Raw genomic sequence first — 16,613 nt, 5'->3', positions numbered from 1 at the left:
GCCGGCTGACAGCCGGAGTGCATAAGAGCTTCCGGATAATAATGCTGATGGGGAATCAGCAGATGGATTAAAAAGGATTCCAATAAAAACTAAAGGTTGATCGGATATGAGCATGTTATCAGTTGAAAATCTTTATAAGACATATGGAGAAAAGGTGCTGTTTGACCACCTTTCTTTTTCCATTTCAGAAAAGCAGAGAATTGGTCTGATTGGAGTAAACGGTACTGGAAAATCGACGCTTCTCAAATACCTGGCGGGGTTGGAAACCGCTGAATCCGGTACCATGCTCCATGCCAATCAGTTTCATATCGAATATTTGCCCCAAACGCCGGAGCTGAATGAAGAGCTAAGCGTTCTGGATCAGATTTATCAGGGGGACGCGGCGATCATGAAGGGGATGAGGGACTATGAAAAAGCTCTCGTGCTGCTTGAAAGCCATCCCGAAAACGAAGCTTATCAGTCTGAACTGATGAAAGTGCAGCAAACAGTGGATGGGCTAAATGCGTGGGATGCGATCACCACAGCTAAAACCGTCCTGACCCGATTGGGGATTTCCGATTATTCACGAAAAATCAAAGAGCTGTCTGGCGGGCAAAAAAAGCGGGTTGCAATTGCAAAGGCATTAATCCAGCCAGCCAATCTGCTTATTCTTGATGAGCCGACTAACCATCTTGACCAGGATACCATTGAATGGCTGGAAGCATTCCTCGGTCAATATAAAGGATCATTTATCGTCGTGACGCATGACCGGTATTTTCTCAACCGCGTGACGAGCCAAATATTTGAGCTGGATAAAGGGAAGCTCTTTATATATGAAGGAAACTATGAAATGTTTTTGGAAAAAAAGGCTGAGCGGGAAGAACAGGAAGCGCAGAGTGAACAAAAGCATCAAAACACCCTCAGACGCGAGCTTGCCTGGCTTCGAAGAGGAGCGAAAGCAAGAACAACGAAGCAAAAGGCACGCGTCCAGCGGGTAGAGGAAATGAAAGGCCAGAAGTTTGATACATCCAGGCATGACCTTCAATTTGCTCTTGGAAGCACCAGACTCGGCAAGAAAGTCATCGAGCTTACGGATGTAAGCAAAAGCTTCGGAGATCAGCAGCTTGTCCGGGATTTCAGCTATCTCGTCGTACCGGGGGACAGACTCGGCCTAATCGGACCAAACGGAACCGGAAAGACCACCCTTTTAAATATGCTGGCCGGAAAAATAAAGCCGGACAGCGGGATGATTGAAACGGGGGAAACAGTAAAGATCGGTTATTATACACAGGATCATTCAGACATGGATGAAAACCTGCGGATGATTGATTACATTAAGGAAACAGCGGAAATTGTTCATACGGCAGATGGGACGGCTATTACAGCAGAGCAAATGCTGGAACGTTTCTTATTTCCGAGGTCCATGCAGTACACATATATCCGCAAGCTTTCCGGGGGAGAGCGGAGACGCCTGTATCTTTTGACGGTCCTGATGCAGGAGCCGAACGTTTTATTCCTGGATGAGCCGACGAATGACCTGGATACCCAGACACTTGGAGTTCTCGAGGAGTATTTAGATCATTTTCCCGGAGTCGTCATCACCGTATCCCATGACAGGTATTTTCTTGACCGCGTCATTGACCAGCTGTTTGTATTTAAAGGACAAGGAGAAATTGAAAAGTTTTTTGGAAACTATTCAGAATACATGGAAGAACGAAAGCAGCAGCCAGCCGTAAAAAAAGAGGCAAAGCCATCTGAGCCCGTACATTCTGCTAAAACTGCCCGGAAAAAGCTTTCCTATAAAGAGCAGCAGGAGTGGGACGGGCTTGAAGATCAGATTGCGGAACTCGAAGAGAAGCTTTCAGACATCCGGAAGAGCATTGATCAAGCAGGCAGTGATTTCGGCAAAATACAAAAGCTGATGGAAGAGCAAAAATCCGCGGAGGAGAAGCTGGAATATTCTATGGACCGCTGGACGGAGCTGTCCCTGATTCTGGAGGAAATCGAGCAATCCAAATCCAATTAAACCATCATAATCTCTTTGCCAAAAGGTATACATTCAGTTTTTTCTATATAAATGGTATCATCTTATAAAGACGTTGATATATTTACCAGCCTCTTTTATTCGTGCAATTGAAGAAAAGATGGTAGGGTAGGAGACAGAGAATCTACCAGCAAGGGGTGAGACGATGAAAACTCCTGAAAAAATGGCTTACAGACTTCTTGAGGGAGACCATGAAGCTGTATGGGAAATGGTCCAGCACCAAATGGACGCAGGGACTTCCACTCTTGATCTATTCGAGAAATTCTTTACCAATGCAATGCGTCATGTAGGGGTGCTTTGGGAAAATAACGAAGTTACAGTTGCAGATGAGCATTTGGCTACATCTACATGCGATTATATATTATCGAAATATCAGCACTACATGAGAGAAAAAAAACCAAAATCAGATGAACAGTCCAAGGCACTGTTTTTATGTGTACAGGAGGAGGACCATTTTATTGGTTTGAAAATGGTCCATATTCTTTTTGAAGAAAATGGATGGGACACGAAGTTTTTAGGTCCTAATCTTCCTCTGGAATATGCGCTTTCGGCTGCAGAAAAATGGGAACCGGATGTGATCGGAATCTCTTTCAGTCTGAACTACAGGGTCGGGCTTCTTAAAGAATACATTCACAGACTGGAATCCATCCGCACAAAGCCTGCGGTTTTACTTGGCGGACGGCTCCTGGCTACTCATGATTTCACTCAGTACGGTTCTGAAAGGACAAAGTTCATCCCTTCATTAACAATGCTGTCAGAATGGTTCCAGTTGGAACACGCTGGAGGAAAACGAGTTGTCAAATAGCAGTCATTTGCCTATAGTCTACTTTAAAATAAACCGCCAGCTTGAGATCCTTGACTTCTCTCATGAAGCAAGGAATCTTTTTTCGTTCAAAGAAGGCACCTTGTTCCTGGACCTTGCTGACGATGGAAGCCGTGTAAAAGCAGAAAAATTGTTAACGGGCTACGGGAAGAAGGAGGCGGAGGTCGCTCTTCAAACCTTGCGTGAGCCGGTAGCAACGTTCAGGCTCTCGGTTAATTGGGTCGACGGAGAAGGCCACATCATTTGCCACCCGCAGGACCTTCATATGAAGGAACTTGTTTCAAAAGTGAGCGAACAGCAAAAGCGGCTCGCGGAAACGGATATGGAGCTGCTGTTTCAAAAGGAAGCATTAGAAAAATCGCTGGATAAAATCACCGAGCTCTCCGGTCCTGCCATCACATTGTCGCCCAAGCTGGTGCTGATCCCGCTGTTTGGGAATCTGGAGGCGGACTTAATCATAAGAAACCGGTCAAGGCTGCTGAACAATCTTTTTGAAGAGGATTTCGAACATGCCATTCTTGATTTTCACGGGATCGGTTCACTTACTGAAAACGGAATAAAAGAACTGGGAAAGCTCTTTGCGGAATTCAGACTGATGGGGGTTGAACCTGTATTTACCGGGTTGACGCCTGCCCACGTAAAAGCAATGAATCAATCCGGAGAGGAACTGGACGCTCCATCTGTCAGTACTCTTCCGAAGGCGATTAAAACCTATCTTGTATAATATACACCTATTGATGGGAATGGAAGCTTTGTCCAGATTTTATGAAACCCGATGGATGATTAAGGTGCAAATGAATAAGCCAAAAAGCAGTCCCATTCAAAACAAAAGAGGACTGCTTTTTTAACATTCTGAAACATGTACTATTCATTGCAGATGAGCTTGATGAAGAGATTCAGCCAGCTGCGGCTGACCTATAGGGTTTTGATGAAATTCAGTGGAGGGGCAACGGGAGTGAATTGTAAAAGTGTATTGCATCAAACTGAATTTGCTGTCCATTCAATTACTGAAATCCTAGGAAAATTGCATGAAGAAAATCTGCATAAGAGACCTACCGCAGGCAAGCAATCAATAGGAGAATTGCTGGAGCACATAGCTGTAATTTGTGAAGCCGACTGGCATATTTCCAATGAAGCAACAGAAGAGGAGATGAAACGGTTCTATTCTGGGGTATCGTATAAAACGTTGAATTTGATAAAAGAAGGTTTAACTGCGAATTTTAAAGCATTAAAAAATAATTATATGAATCTGTCCGATGAAGAACTTTTAGCGGAAACGACTGCGTATTGGGGTTTGACTTATACGAGATATGAATGGCTATTAGAGATAGCCGCACACGTTTATCACCATAGGGGACAATTGCATGCTATGCTTGTTCACTGTTGTGATCTAGACCCTGAAATCTCAATGTTTGAATAAGATAAAGAATATGAAGTAAGTGAGGAGGAATCCAGTTTCGCTGCATCTGTGATTTCAGTTTAACCAATGGTTTTTGCGTTTACTGGATTTCTTCCCACTCCAGCTCAATATTGTACATAGAAGCTGTTTTTTCAAGCTCAGATTCAAATTTTTCAGCCAGCATGGCCGATTCCTCAAGATAGGAACTGAACTTTTTATCCATTTCCGCCTGATCTTCTTGATCTGGTTTCCCGTAAGCGCGGTCAAGCACCATGGATTCATAATAATTCCTTAATGAATCTGTATATATGGCATGGAGCGTCTGAAGCTGTTCTGTTTGTGGACGATAGGCTTCGGCCGTTTTAAGAAAATCCGGGTAGCGGCTGAGCGTTTTGTCTAGAATCTCCAAATATTCCTTCTTTGTGGTCGTTTCATCCGAATAAGCTTCCTCATAATCTTTGATGATTTCAAACTCCTCGGTGTTCCACTTTGTAACTAAATCCATATAAGCTTCAATTTCTTTTTGTTCAGAGCTGCAAGCCGTTAAGAATACGAGCATTGCAGCCAGAAGAAAAGCGATCTTATCCAATTGCTGCACCCCCTCGGCTGTTTTATTTTAATAGGTGTGAGCAAATGAGTAAAGAAAAATTTTTCCTTCCCTCCAATATGCTTATTTCCGTTTCAAAGCTCCTTCAAGCAGGAATGGGGTTGAAGACAGGAGGGACAATCTATGAAAACAATCTGGATATTTGGCCACCAGCTGACGCCGGAGATGGAGGGTATTAAACAGATGAATCCTGAGGAGGACATCATCTTAATGATTGAAGCAGACTCGCGCAGTCAATGGCAAAACTACCACAAACAGAAGCTTGTTCTTCTTTTTTCTGCGATGAGGCATTTTGCGGAGGAGCTCCGCGATAAAGGCTATAAGGTGGATTATCGGGAATCTGAATCCTTTGAAAAGGGCTGGGAAGAGCATAAAAGTCAGCATGAACCGGATGAGGTAATTGTTCATCTCCCTGCCGATCATCGGATGAGAAAAATACTGAAAAAGTGGAAAAACGATCAGAAGACTGACGTTGCCTTTTTAGAAGAGGAAGCTCTTTTTTTAACAAAGGAGAAGGACTGGGACAGCTTGCTCGATCGTGAAAAGGAGTGGAGGCTGGATCCCATATACCGCGAGCTCAGGAAACGGTTTAACGTATTGATGGACGGTGATAATCCTGAGGGCGGGAAATGGAGCTATGACCAGGAAAATCGCAAGCCTCCGAAAAAAGGACTGAATTTTAAAAAGCCTAAATCCACCAGGCAGGATCAAATCACAAAAGATGTGATCCGAAAAGTGGAAGATACCTATAAAGACCATTTTGGAACACTTGATGGATTTGACTGGCCTGTCACCAGAAAAAAGGCAGAAGAGGTATTCGAGCATTTTGTAAAATATAGACTTAAGACATTTGGAGACTATCAGGATGCAATGTTGGAAGATGATCCGTTTATGTCCCATTCTCTGATATCAGGCTCTCTTAATATCGGACTCCTTCAGCCGATGAAAGTGATCGAACGTGCAGAAAAGGCCTTCCGTGATGGGGATGCGCCGCTTGCCGCTGTGGAAGGGTTTATCAGACAGGTTCTTGGCTGGCGGGAATACATGCGGGCTGTCTATTTGAAAAAAATGCCCGGCTATGAAAAGGGTAACGCCCTGCGGCACCAGCTTCCGCTGCCTGAGTTTTATTGGGATGGGGAGACAAACATGAATTGCGTCCATCAATCTGTAAAAAGCATACAGAATAATGGCTACAGCCACCATATTCAGAGGCTGATGGTTCTTGGGAACTTTGCAAATCTTGCAGGAATAAAACCAAAGCAGGTTTCGGACTGGTTCAATGAGGTATACATTGACGCATATGACTGGGTAGTCCTGCCGAACGTTCTCGGAATGGCCCTTTACGCAGACGATGGATTAATTTCTACAAAGCCTTATGTTTCGTCAGGAAACTACATCAATAAGATGAGTGATTACTGCGGAAGCTGCCGCTATAGCGTTAAAAAGAAATCCGGGGAGGATGCCTGCCCGTTCAATTCCCTTTACTATGACTTTCTGAGCCGGCATGAGGAAAAGCTTTCTGGCAATATGCGGATGAAATTTAACTATAAAAATCTCGGGAAATTGGACGAGGAAGAAAAAGAGCAGATTTTAAACAGAGCACGCGATGTGAAAAAAATGATGAAAAAGGGAGAATTATAAAAGGAGACCGGACAGGGTCTCCTTTATATTAGGTAGTTTCATTGAGCCTGTAGCTTGCACGACATTAAAACACCTTTGTGGTCCAGTCTTCACAATTCCATACTTCTGTCGCCAGCCCTTGATAGAATTCAGGCTCATGAGAAATCATCAAAATGCTTCCTTTGTATGCGTTCAGAGCCCGTTTCAGCTCTTCCTTAGCATCGATGTCCAAATGATTGGTCGGCTCATCCAGTACGAGCAGGTTGCTTTCATTATTCATCAGCTTGCAGAAGCGTACCTTCGCTTTCTCTCCTCCGCTTAGCACTTCAATCTTGCTTTCGATGTGTTTAGTAGTAAGCCCGCATTTTGCCAGGGCGGCACGAACCTCTGACTGGTTAAGGGAAGGGAATTCATTCCACACTTCCTCTATACACGTATTGTAATTGCTCGTCTTGATCTCCTGCTCGAAGTAGCCGATTTGAAGGTAATCCCCGCGCTCCACTTCGCCGCCAATCGGTTTAATTTCACCTAATATGCTGCGGAGCAAGGTGGTTTTCCCGATTCCGTTTGCTCCGACAAGGGCAATCTTCTGGCCCCGTTCCATTCTCAATTTCAGAGGCCTTGAGAGAGGCTCGTTATACCCGATCACTAAATCCTTCGTTTCAAAAATGACCCTGCCCGCGGCACGGGATTCTTTGAAATGAAATTGAGGCTTTGGCTTTTCGGCAGCGAGTTCGATGACATCCATTTTATCAAGCTTCTTCTGGCGGGACATTGCCATATTCCTTGTAGAAACACGTGCCTTGTTGCGGGCGACAAAGTCCTTGAGATCCGCAATTTCAGCCTGCTGCTTTTTAAAGGCGGATTCCAGCTGCTGTTTTTTTACTTCATAGACTTTTTGGAAATTCTCATAATCGCCGACATAGCGGTTCAATTCCTGGTTTTCCATATGATAAATCAAATTGATTACACTATTTAAAAAGGGAATGTCATGAGATATTAGAATAAAGGCATTCTCGTATTCCTGAAGATACCGCTTCAGCCACTCAATGTGCTGCTCATCCAGGTAGTTTGTAGGCTCATCCAATAAGAGAATGTCCGGTTTTTCTAATAAAAGCTTGGCGAGCAGGACCTTTGTCCGCTGTCCGCCGCTCAGATCCTGAACATTTCGCTCAAGCCCGATATCGGTCAGTCCGAGACCGCGTGCGACCTCTTCAACTTTTGAATCAATGATGTAGAAATCATTGTTCGTTAACGTATCCTGAAGAACACCTACCTCCTCAAGAAGCTTTTCCAGCTCTTCCGGAGAGGCGCTGCCCATCTTATCATAGATGCTGTTCATTTCAGCCTCTATATCAAACAAGTACTGGAATGCGCCCTGCAGCACTTTACGCATTGTCTGTCCGTTCTCCAGGTTTGTGTGCTGATCAAGATATCCGACTCGCACTTTTTTTGACCATTCGACTTTGCCCTCATCCGGTTCGAGCTTTCCGGTAATAATATTCATGAAGGTGGACTTTCCTTCCCCGTTAGCACCGATCAATCCGATATGTTCACCCTTTAGCAGCCGGAAGGATACATCATTGAAGATAGCCCGGTCGCCAAAACCATGGCTGAGGTTTTTTACTGATAATACACTCATCGCATACACCTTTTCCTTTTATATTAAGCTCTGTTAAACTCAGCTGTTGATTGCAGTTAGCAGGCATTCGCTAATATAAGGGCGGTGAGCCTCCCCGCCGTTTTGCGCCTGCGGGGTCTGACCTTTCCCGCTGCTCCTAGCACGGAGTCTCATGCCTTCCACTCCAATCAACAGGTGTTAAACAAAGCCTTAAATTCAGTGGATTCTATTTTTTTACTCTCCCTCCGATTATAACGAAACCTCATGATATGCGAAAGGGAGAGGCGGAAGGAAAAAAAGATAGAATTTGGGGAAAAACAAAGCAGAATCCCGGCACTATTTGATTATTTCCCGGGAAAAATTGCCCGGAGGAAAGAAATTTAGCGGACTGGGCCTGGCTCATCCCGAATAAGAGCGATTTCTGAAAAAATCCAGATTAGGAGATGCGAAACAATGACAAAGAAAAATGAAATACGGGAAAAAGTATGGAATAGGCTGGAGGATGAAAAACTCGGCCGGTTCCCGTTTCCGCTTAAAGGAAGAATTCCAAACTTCAAGGGGGCTGAACAAGCTGCATCCTTTGTCATCGAAATGAAGGAATATAAAGATGCAAAAACAGTCAAGGTCAACCCTGATGCTCCCCAGCTGCCGCTAAGGGCGCAGGTGCTGAAGGACGGGAAAATTCTTCTCGTCCCAACCCCGAGATTGAAAGCAGGTTTCATCCAGGTAAAGCCGGAATGGGTGCCTGCCGGAGAGGAAAGGAGAGCTGCAAGCCTGAGTCATATAAAAGAATACGGCCAGCTTCTTCCCCTATCCGAATTGCCGCCCATTGACCTGATTGTGGTTGGTTCGGTTGCGATGACGCAGGACGGCAGGCGTCTTGGCAAAGGAGAGGGATATGCCGACAGGGAATATGCAATCATCCGGGAGCTGGGCAATCGGGAAGTTCCCGTCATCACCACCGTCCACAGCAGACAGATAGTGGAGGATCCTATTCCGGTTGAAGAATTTGACTTGACCGCAGACTGGATCGCCACAGAATCAGGTATAAGCAAGACGGGTTCAACTGTGGCGAAGCCAACGGGAATCGTTTGGAGCAGAGTAACGCAAGCGGAAATGGAAGCGATGCCGGTGCTCGGGGAAATAAAGAATTTGACCGCCACAGTTAAAAAACCCCCTTTAGCATGAATGCGTAAAGGGGGTTGGACGAATTATAGGTTTGCGTAAAGCGGGTCCGCGACCTTAACCAGCTGTTTACCTAGATTGGAGCCTTTAAATAACCCAAGAAATGCCTCGGGAATATTTTCAAATCCTTCTACAATGGTTTCCTCGTATTTCAGGCTTCCATTTTGAACCCATGCTCCAAGCTGACGTGAGCCTTCTTCAAACCGGTCAGAATAATCTCCTACAACAAAGCCTTTCATCAGCGCACTTGACCTGATCAGCTTCGTTTGAACCCGGGGGCCCAAATCTTCGCCTGCTTTATTGTAAGAAGAAATGGCTCCGCAAATCGGCACGCGGGCAAATTTATTCAGCTGGCTGTAGACAGCATCCGAAATTTCACCGCCGACGTTATCAAAATACACATCAATTCCATGCGGGCAAGCTTTTTCAAGTGCCTGCTCGACATGATCGGTTTTGTAGTTGATGGTTTCATCAAAGCCGAGTTCTTTCAGGTATTGCGTTTTCTCATCTGTACCCGCAATTCCTACCACTCGTGCTCCTTTAATTTTTGCAATTTGTCCAACAATGGAACCGACTGCCCCTGCTGCACCGGATACAACAACAGTCTCGCCTTCCTGAGGCTGGCCGATGTGAAGCAGACCGAAGTATGCTGTAAGACCCGGCATGCCGAGCACTCCCAGGGCAGTTGTAACAGGAGCGATATCAGGGTCGATTTTACGAATAGCCTTAGCCGGTACAGCTGAATACTCCTGCCAGCCCAGCATTCCGACTACGGTATCGCCGCGGCTGAAGCCGTCTGCCTTGGACTGAACAACTTCACCGACAGCGCCGCCATGAATGACCTCATTTAAAGGGAATGGTTCAACATACGATTTCGTATCCTGCATACGGCCTCTCATGTATGGATCCACTGATAAGTACAGGGTGCGGATCAGGACTTCACCCTGGTTTGGTTCCGGCACGCTTGCCTCTGTAAATCGAAACGTATCCTTGTCAGGCATTCCATTCGGACGCTGAGCTAGCTCAATTTGTTTTTGAGTGGTTGTTTCCATGTCTCATTCCTCCTTAAAATATGCTTCTACTATTTCTACCCTATCATCATGCGCTTACTTCTTCAAAGAATACACCTTTTCGGAGCCTATTCAATTTGGCCGCTCCGGGCTTTTAACGGTAAAGTGGAAGCAGGGAGGGATGACGTTTGAGAATCGTGATTATTGGAGCAGGGCTGTCTGGGCTGACGGCTGCAAAGGTGTTAAAAGAACAAGGATTTTCTGATGTTTTGCTGCTGGACAAGGGACGGAGTGCAGGCGGGCGGCTTGCTACGAGAAGAATCGGAAAAGGCAAGGCAGATCATGGGGCCCAATTTTTCACGGTCCGTACAGAGGCTTTGAAGGAAGAGGCCGCCCTATGGCTTGAGCAAGGCTGGATTAAAAAGTGGTTCGGGGACCCATATCCAAGATACACAGGGGTTGAAGGGATGAACAGTCTCGCCAAAAAGCTCGCAGAACAATTCGATGTGAAAACCGAAACAAAGGTGATCCGTATTCAGGAAGCTGAAAATGGGTATGTGCTGGTTACTGAGGAAGGCGGGAAAATCCGGTCAGAAGCATTGATTATGACCACTCCTGCGCCCCAGGCTATCGAGCTGCTGGAGGAAAGCGGGGTGGATCCTGGAGACAGGTTAAAAAGCATAAAATTTAATCCAAGCTTTGTAGCGCTGGTAACCTTAAAGGAATCACTTATTATAGGAGACGAAGGCCATATTGACCAAAGCCTTCCGGATGGACTGGAAAGAATAGCGGATCATTCACTTAAAGGAATTTCTGCTGAGCCGATTGCCAGTATTTATATGACTGGGGAGTGGTCTCGTAACTGGTACGACCAGCCTTCAGAAGAGGTGATAGCAGAGATCCTTAAACGGGCGGAACCCTTCGTCCATCCTGAGAACATTGCAGCGGTTCAGCTGAAGAGGTGGAGATTTGCGGAAGCGGTTCGCCCCATTTACCAGCCTTTTATCGAGCTTGAAAACAAGCATCCTTTGCTGATTGCCGGAGATGCTTTTCTGCACCAAGATGACCCGGCTGGAAGAACAAGGTTTGAAAGCGCATTTCTTTCAGGAAAAGCGGCTGCTGAAGCGCTGGCTGAACGGTTAAAGAAGCTTTAAGAGGCTGATTTAACAAGTGCGCCTCGGATGCTTCCGGGTTTCGGTCAGCAGCCGGGGCGCTGTTTCTCAGCGGTGGCGGCTCCGACCTGAGGTATGAGAGGGGGAGGCGCTACGAAATGCGTTGCTTGGTGCCTCCGACCCCCGTTGCGGTAAAGCATTAGGGGCCGGAGGCAGAAAAGAATGATCCTTACTCCCCCAACGCTTCTGCTGTTTTGGTGACAGATGATGGCTAGTTAACATAATTGGGGACGGAGGAATCCTCCGTCCCCGATTTTTCTTCTTTTCGGGGACAGAGAGGATACTCTGGAATCTCTTATACGGCAAGGCTTTGCTCTGAACGGGGACGGAGGTTTAGTGCTTTAGCAGAGTGGGGGCCGGAGGCAGTTTTGCTTCCGCCATCAGTGGAAAGCGCCCGGGCACACCCTGCCTGCCAGCCCTGCCAGCCGATCAGACCCTAAATAAGACAGAAAATAAAAATGTGCTCTAAGCTAATAGCTTAGAGCACATTTACTGGGTAAAGGGGATGGATTGGCTATAATGCATTCCCCGTGTAGAAGTCATGCATCGCTTTCCTCATCCGGTAAGGTTAGGGAATCAAGCGGCTCGGTTGATCAGAATGGAAATTCTCTTGGTTTTTCCATGACCCCGATCCATTTAACCGTCGTGAATTTCTCAATCGCCCATTCGCCGCCAAAACGGCCGATGCCGGAGTGCTTTTCGCCTCCGAAGGCAACATGGGCTTCATCATTTACAGATTGGTCGTTCACGTGAATCATACCGGTTTCAATTTCTTTTGCAACTTGCACACCGCGGTGCAGGTCACCTGAGAAAACAGAACCGCTTAAGCCATATGGAGAGTTATTGGCAATCTCGATAGCTTCGGCTTCGTCTTTTGCTCTAAGTAGCGGTGCGACAGGGCCAAAAATTTCATTTTTAGCAATCGGCATATCACTTGTTACTTCTCCGAGAACGATTGGGTGAAGAACATTTCCATTTGTTTTTCCGGAAACAAGCGTCTTCGCTCCCATCTCAATGCTTTTTTCGACATCCTTCTGTATGCGTACTAATGCTTCCTCGTTTATTAATGGTCCAACAGCTGTTTTTGCTTCTTCGGGATTTCCTGCAGCAAGCTTTTTGGCTTTCTCTGCAAATTTTTCCGCGAATTCATCATAAATCTCTTCTACCGCAATGATCCGGTTAAGAGCCATGCATATTTGCCCTTGATGAAGGAATTTCCCGAAAATTGCTGCGTCCACCGCCTGATCAAGATCGGCATCCTCCAATACAACCATCACGTTGTTTCCGCCCAGTTCAAGAGCAGTTTCCTTCAAGCCCTTCCCTGCGAGCTCAGCAATGTGCTGCCCAACCTCGGTTGAACCTGTAAAGGAAATTACTTTAGGAATCGGATGAAGGACAAATTCATCACCAATTTCAGAGCCCCTGCCCGCAACCACATTCAAAACGCCTTTTGGAAGCTCTGCTTTTTCAAATAAATCAGCAAGCAAAAATCCGGAGGTAACAAGAGTATCCGAAGATGGCTTCAAAACAACCGTATTTCCTGCAGCAAGAGCGGGCGCCACAGATCTCATAGCCAGATGCAGCGGGAAATTCCACGGTCCGATTACACCTACAACACCTTTAGGTGAGCGGTAGACCCTGTTCTCTTTTCCGGGGATATTAGAAGGAAGGATTTTGCCTTCCATCCGGTACGGGAAGCTTGCGGATTCCTTCACGATATTTAATGTTGCAGACCATTCAGCCTCTGCTTTTACCCGAGTACTGCCTGACTCTTTTATAAGCCAGTCAATAATTTCCTCTTTGCGGTCATTCAGCTGCTGTGCGACCTTCTCAAGAACTGCACGACGTTCCCCCGGCAGGGTTGCAGCCCAATCCTTCTGGGCATCTTTTGCAGCTGTATAGGCCCGGTCGAGGTCATTCTTATCAGCTGAACGAATTTCAAGAAGAAGGTCTCCAGTATATGGATTTTGATTTTGGATTGTTTTTTCGCTGGATCCCTCAACCCATTCACCGTTTATATAATGTTTTGTATAGGTAATCTGATTACTCATGGTTCGAAAGCCTCCTTTTTAGTTACACTCTCGAAATTACCCGATATGCGGAGAGGTAAAACGGGTGAATGCTCCGTCCTCTAAGGTTTATGGATGATTTTTCCTGATTGTTCTGTTGGACATTGTGAATCATTTCTACTATTGTTAAAGTGGTTAAAAGTCTAGTATGACTTATAGGAGGACAGCTGTGACAGAAGCAAATGACCTGTTCCTGAAGGCAAAGGAATTCATTTATAACAGTTATAACGAACTGGAGAAACAAGATAAAATTGAGAATCGGCTGATCAGTATAAAAGAAGAAATTGTGAAAACGGGAGAGTATGAACACACTGAGGAAGAACTGGAATATGGAGCGAGGATGGCATGGCGAAACAGTAACCGCTGCATAGGCCGGCTTTTTTGGCAATCCCTCCATGTTATAGATGAGCGCAGCCTTGAGACAGAGGAGCAAGTGGCAGAAGCACTCTTCCGCCATATCGAATATGCTTCCAACGGCGGTAAAATCAGACCTGTCATCACCATCTTCAAGCAAAAAATAAAGGAGCATGACAGAATCCGAATCTGGAATCATCAGCTGATCCGCTATGCAGGATATGAAAAGGCAGGCGGGAGAATCGGAGACCCGGCCTCCATTCCATTTACAAAGGTTTGCCAAAAGCTCGGCTGGGAAGGGAAGGAAACAGATTTTGAGGTTCTTCCGCTAGTCATCTCCGCAGGCGGAGGGAAACCAAAAATGTTCTCCATCCCGGAATCACTAATTATGGAAGTTCCCATACGGCACCCCGAAATTCCGGCGATTGAAGATCTGTATTTGAAATGGTACGGGGTTCCAATCATATCGGATATGAGCCTTGAAATTGGAGGGATTGTATATGGAGCCGCTCCTTTTAACGGCTGGTATATGGGAACAGAAATCGGAGCCAGAAACCTGGCAGATGAGGGACGGTACAATATGCTGCCGAAAGTGGCATCGATAATGGGGCTCAGCACAGAGCTTAATTCTACACTTTGGAAAGACCGGGCTCTCGTTGAACTCAATGCAGCTGTGCTGCACTCCTTTAAAGAAGCAGGCGTCAGCATCGTTGATCACCACACAGCCGCTTCGCAGTTTAAAAGGTTCGAGGAGAGAGAGGAGAGCAGCGGCAGAGAAGTAACAGGGGACTGGACCTGGCTCATCCCGCCTGTATCTCCGGCAACAACACATATTTTTCATAAAAACTACAACAATGAAATTAAAACACCAAACTACTTTTACCAAAAAAGCCCTTATTAATAGAAAAGCGGAGGCGCCTTGCTCAGCCCCGACAAGCATAAGAATCTTCACCGAAGAAAGGTGTTTTTCCTTTCGCAGGGGAAGAGGCTTATGACCTCGAGGGGCTAGGCGCCGGAGCTGGACAAAAAGAAAAGCGGAGGCGCCTTGCGGAGGAAGTTCTGCTAAAGACGCGGCGTCCTGCCGCAACGCAGAACTGACCTGCCTCCTGCAGGCCTCCGAAGAAAGGTGTTTTTCCTTTCGCAGGGGAAGAGGCTTATGACCTCGAGGGGCTAGGCGCCGGAGCTGGACAAAAAGAAAAGCAGAGGCGCCTTGCGAAGGAAGTTCTGCTAAAGACGCGGCGTCCTGCCGCAGCGCAGAACTGACCTGCCTGCAGAGTATGGCCCTCTTACTCGTGTTATTAAAGCCTGAAGGAACTAAAAAAACTTGCCGACTTAGAGCGGCAAGCTTTTTTTAATATTTGCTTTTATTCTTCTGGGTCTTCGATACGTTGTGTGAATTATCGGTCTGCAGGCTGATTCGCAGATATGCCCGTTTGATGTAGGCAACCGATTTCTGCAGAACATGAACCGGCTCTGTGTAGCGGTCCCAGCTTGCCAGAAGAATGACGGCAATGAGTGCCGTTTGTGGTGAAACGAGCGGATGATCCAGGATTCCGGTAAGGAAAATAATCGGAATGGAAATCATAAATAGGTTTAATAGCTGTTTTCTTTTAGATTCCATAAAATACAGGCAGCAAAATTTAAAGGCAATTCCGGCAGCCAGCAGCAGGAATGCTAAGCCTCCAATGGTGCCGTATTCGGCAAAAAAGGCCAGAAACATATTATGGGCATGCGGTACACCTTTCCCTGATAGCTCAAGGTAGGAGTCATAGAATCCAAGAGGTGTTGTCCCAAAATAAGTGTTATCCTTCCAGATGCTTAAACTGTTCAGCCATATTTCTTTTCTGGCCAGAGCAGAGTGGTCGATTACTTCAGTCCGGGGAATGAGGGCAATCAGCTGATCTCTCACTGCGAAAAGCATTCCTAAACAGGTTATTCCAAGCTTTGGGTTAAGTTTAATGACCAAAAACAAAGTCATAATAAACATCGTTGCAACTCCGGAACGTGAGCCTGTTTGGAAGATCGCTGCAGCAATGACGAGAATTAATGGAATTTGATAAAGGAGCAGCTGATGTTCCTTGTTTTTCATATGGCCGAGCATGCTGGTGATCACGAAAGCAAAGGTCAGCAGCAGCAGGAAGGCGGTGAAATTCGGATTGTACGCACTTCCGAACAGCCTGGCTTCACTGTTATCTGCCGAGCCGCCAATAAACTGGGTTCCGGTTAAAAAGGCGAGCAGACCGTTTACCGGGTGTTCCTTTAGCATAAGACCCGACAGGAATAAATAGAACCCGCCTGCAATTACGATTCGTTTATATCGCTGAAACAACGCCAGCGTTAAGGTTTCTTTAATATATAGATACAATCCTAAATATCCGGCAATCAGTGCAACAATCAGCAAATAAGTTCCATTTTGCTGAACGATGCTCGCTCCCGCTGATGAAACAAGGAGGCAGAGGAAAAAGAATGAAGTCAGATTCAGTGTAAAAGGAGCTCTCCTGTACACAACGTGATTCAAGTGATTCCAGCCAATAACAACAAGCCATAAAATTCCGACCGGCGGGAGAAGGAAGCAAAGCCCAACGCCAATCTCTAAATGGTAAGCTTTAATCCATGCTAATAGATTCTCTAATTTTAATTTGATCATGAGTCTCCTCTTTCTTACCTTGCCTCAATCGTTCAGGCATAAGGTGAAGAATTGCATTCACATGAATAAGAACTAAAAATTCC

At 46.0% G+C, this 16,613-nt stretch carries 13 protein-coding genes; 8 read left to right on the top strand and 5 right to left on the bottom strand.

Going from position 1 to position 16,613, the window contains the following annotated elements; genetic code table 11:
- Positions 1-106 precede the first annotated feature (106 nt).
- From ACQCV8_RS11335 to ACQCV8_RS11320, 4 genes are all read left to right on the top strand, one after another.
- On the top strand, positions 107-2,005 hold the full coding sequence (locus tag ACQCV8_RS11335; protein WP_426844740.1) for an ABC-F family ATP-binding cassette domain-containing protein: 1,899 nt from the start codon (positions 107-109) through the stop codon (positions 2,003-2,005).
- A 163-nt stretch (positions 2,006-2,168) separates the two neighbouring features.
- Positions 2,169-2,828 (top strand): cobalamin B12-binding domain-containing protein, encoded by a 660-nt coding sequence (locus ACQCV8_RS11330; protein ID WP_426844739.1) that lies wholly within the window; start codon positions 2,169-2,171, stop codon positions 2,826-2,828.
- Positions 2,818-3,570, top strand: coding sequence for an STAS domain-containing protein (locus ACQCV8_RS11325; RefSeq protein WP_426844738.1), 753 nt, complete (start codon positions 2,818-2,820; stop codon positions 3,568-3,570). The genes ACQCV8_RS11330 and ACQCV8_RS11325 overlap by 11 nt, the downstream gene beginning before the upstream one ends.
- A 231-nt stretch (positions 3,571-3,801) precedes the next feature.
- The gene (locus tag ACQCV8_RS11320; protein WP_426844905.1) at positions 3,802-4,266 is read left to right on the top strand and encodes a DinB family protein; all 465 of its coding nucleotides are present in this window, start codon (positions 3,802-3,804) and stop codon (positions 4,264-4,266) included.
- Positions 4,267-4,345: 79 nt separating this feature from the next.
- On the opposite strand, the gene ACQCV8_RS11315 is transcribed toward ACQCV8_RS11320, so the two are convergent.
- On the bottom strand, positions 4,346-4,834 hold the full coding sequence (locus tag ACQCV8_RS11315) for a hypothetical protein (RefSeq protein WP_426844737.1): 489 nt from the start codon (positions 4,832-4,834) through the stop codon (positions 4,346-4,348).
- A gap of 141 nt (positions 4,835-4,975) precedes the next feature.
- Here ACQCV8_RS11315 and ACQCV8_RS11310 point away from each other — a divergent pair, with 141 nt between their 5' ends.
- Positions 4,976-6,493 carry a cryptochrome/photolyase family protein gene (locus ACQCV8_RS11310; RefSeq protein ID WP_426844736.1) on the top strand — a complete coding sequence of 506 codons (1,518 nt, stop codon included), beginning with the start codon at positions 4,976-4,978 and terminating at the stop codon, positions 6,491-6,493.
- Between the two features lie 64 nt (positions 6,494-6,557).
- Here ACQCV8_RS11310 and ACQCV8_RS11305 read toward each other — a convergent pair whose 3' ends face one another.
- Positions 6,558-8,114 carry an ABC-F family ATP-binding cassette domain-containing protein gene (locus ACQCV8_RS11305; RefSeq protein ID WP_426844735.1) on the bottom strand — a complete coding sequence of 519 codons (1,557 nt, stop codon included), beginning with the start codon at positions 8,112-8,114 and terminating at the stop codon, positions 6,558-6,560.
- Between the two features lie 432 nt (positions 8,115-8,546).
- On the opposite strand from ACQCV8_RS11305, the gene ACQCV8_RS11300 reads away from it, so the two are divergent.
- The gene (locus tag ACQCV8_RS11300) at positions 8,547-9,281 is read left to right on the top strand and encodes a 5-formyltetrahydrofolate cyclo-ligase (RefSeq protein ID WP_426844734.1); all 735 of its coding nucleotides are present in this window, start codon (positions 8,547-8,549) and stop codon (positions 9,279-9,281) included.
- 23 nt (positions 9,282-9,304) lie between these two features.
- On the opposite strand, the gene ACQCV8_RS11295 is transcribed toward ACQCV8_RS11300, so the two are convergent.
- Positions 9,305-10,330 carry an NADP-dependent oxidoreductase gene (locus ACQCV8_RS11295; RefSeq protein ID WP_426844733.1) on the bottom strand — a complete coding sequence of 342 codons (1,026 nt, stop codon included), beginning with the start codon at positions 10,328-10,330 and terminating at the stop codon, positions 9,305-9,307.
- Positions 10,331-10,485: 155 nt separating this feature from the next.
- Between ACQCV8_RS11295 and ACQCV8_RS11290 the strand changes: the two genes are divergently transcribed.
- Entirely contained in the window at positions 10,486-11,442 is a 957-nt protein-coding gene (locus ACQCV8_RS11290; protein ID WP_426844904.1) for an NAD(P)/FAD-dependent oxidoreductase, read from the top strand.
- A gap of 611 nt (positions 11,443-12,053) precedes the next feature.
- On the opposite strand, the gene ACQCV8_RS11285 is transcribed toward ACQCV8_RS11290, so the two are convergent.
- Positions 12,054-13,511 carry an aldehyde dehydrogenase family protein gene (locus tag ACQCV8_RS11285; protein WP_426844732.1) on the bottom strand — a complete coding sequence of 486 codons (1,458 nt, stop codon included), beginning with the start codon at positions 13,509-13,511 and terminating at the stop codon, positions 12,054-12,056.
- A 166-nt stretch (positions 13,512-13,677) separates the two neighbouring features.
- Here ACQCV8_RS11285 and ACQCV8_RS11280 point away from each other — a divergent pair, with 166 nt between their 5' ends.
- Complete coding sequence (locus tag ACQCV8_RS11280; RefSeq protein WP_426844731.1) at positions 13,678-14,784, top strand: nitric oxide synthase oxygenase; 1,107 nt, start codon at positions 13,678-13,680, stop codon at positions 14,782-14,784.
- 450 nt (positions 14,785-15,234) lie between these two features.
- On the opposite strand, the gene ACQCV8_RS11275 is transcribed toward ACQCV8_RS11280, so the two are convergent.
- Entirely contained in the window at positions 15,235-16,530 is a 1,296-nt protein-coding gene (locus ACQCV8_RS11275; RefSeq protein WP_426844730.1) for an O-antigen ligase family protein, read from the bottom strand.
- Positions 16,531-16,613: the final 83 nt, after the last annotated feature.

The organism is Metabacillus sp. 84 (assembly GCF_050107715.1).
GTDB lineage: Bacteria > Bacillota > Bacilli > Bacillales > Bacillaceae > Metabacillus_B.
Note: the sequence above shows the minus strand (reverse complement) of the source record. Positions and strands in the feature narration are given on the sequence as shown.

Coding starts and splice junctions, on each gene's coding strand:
- ACQCV8_RS11275 (WP_426844730.1), bottom strand. CDS start 16,530: ATGATCAAATTAAAATTAGAGAATCTATTAGCATGGATTAAAGCTTAC.
- ACQCV8_RS11330 (WP_426844739.1), top strand. CDS start 2,169: ATGAAAACTCCTGAAAAAATGGCTTACAGACTTCTTGAGGGAGACCAT.
- ACQCV8_RS11285 (WP_426844732.1), bottom strand. CDS start 13,511: ATGAGTAATCAGATTACCTATACAAAACATTATATAAACGGTGAATGG.
- ACQCV8_RS11300 (WP_426844734.1), top strand. CDS start 8,547: ATGACAAAGAAAAATGAAATACGGGAAAAAGTATGGAATAGGCTGGAG.
- ACQCV8_RS11310 (WP_426844736.1), top strand. CDS start 4,976: ATGAAAACAATCTGGATATTTGGCCACCAGCTGACGCCGGAGATGGAG.
- ACQCV8_RS11305 (WP_426844735.1), bottom strand. CDS start 8,114: ATGAGTGTATTATCAGTAAAAAACCTCAGCCATGGTTTTGGCGACCGG.
- ACQCV8_RS11280 (WP_426844731.1), top strand. CDS start 13,678: ATGACTTATAGGAGGACAGCTGTGACAGAAGCAAATGACCTGTTCCTG.
- ACQCV8_RS11295 (WP_426844733.1), bottom strand. CDS start 10,330: ATGGAAACAACCACTCAAAAACAAATTGAGCTAGCTCAGCGTCCGAAT.
- ACQCV8_RS11335 (WP_426844740.1), top strand. CDS start 107: ATGAGCATGTTATCAGTTGAAAATCTTTATAAGACATATGGAGAAAAG.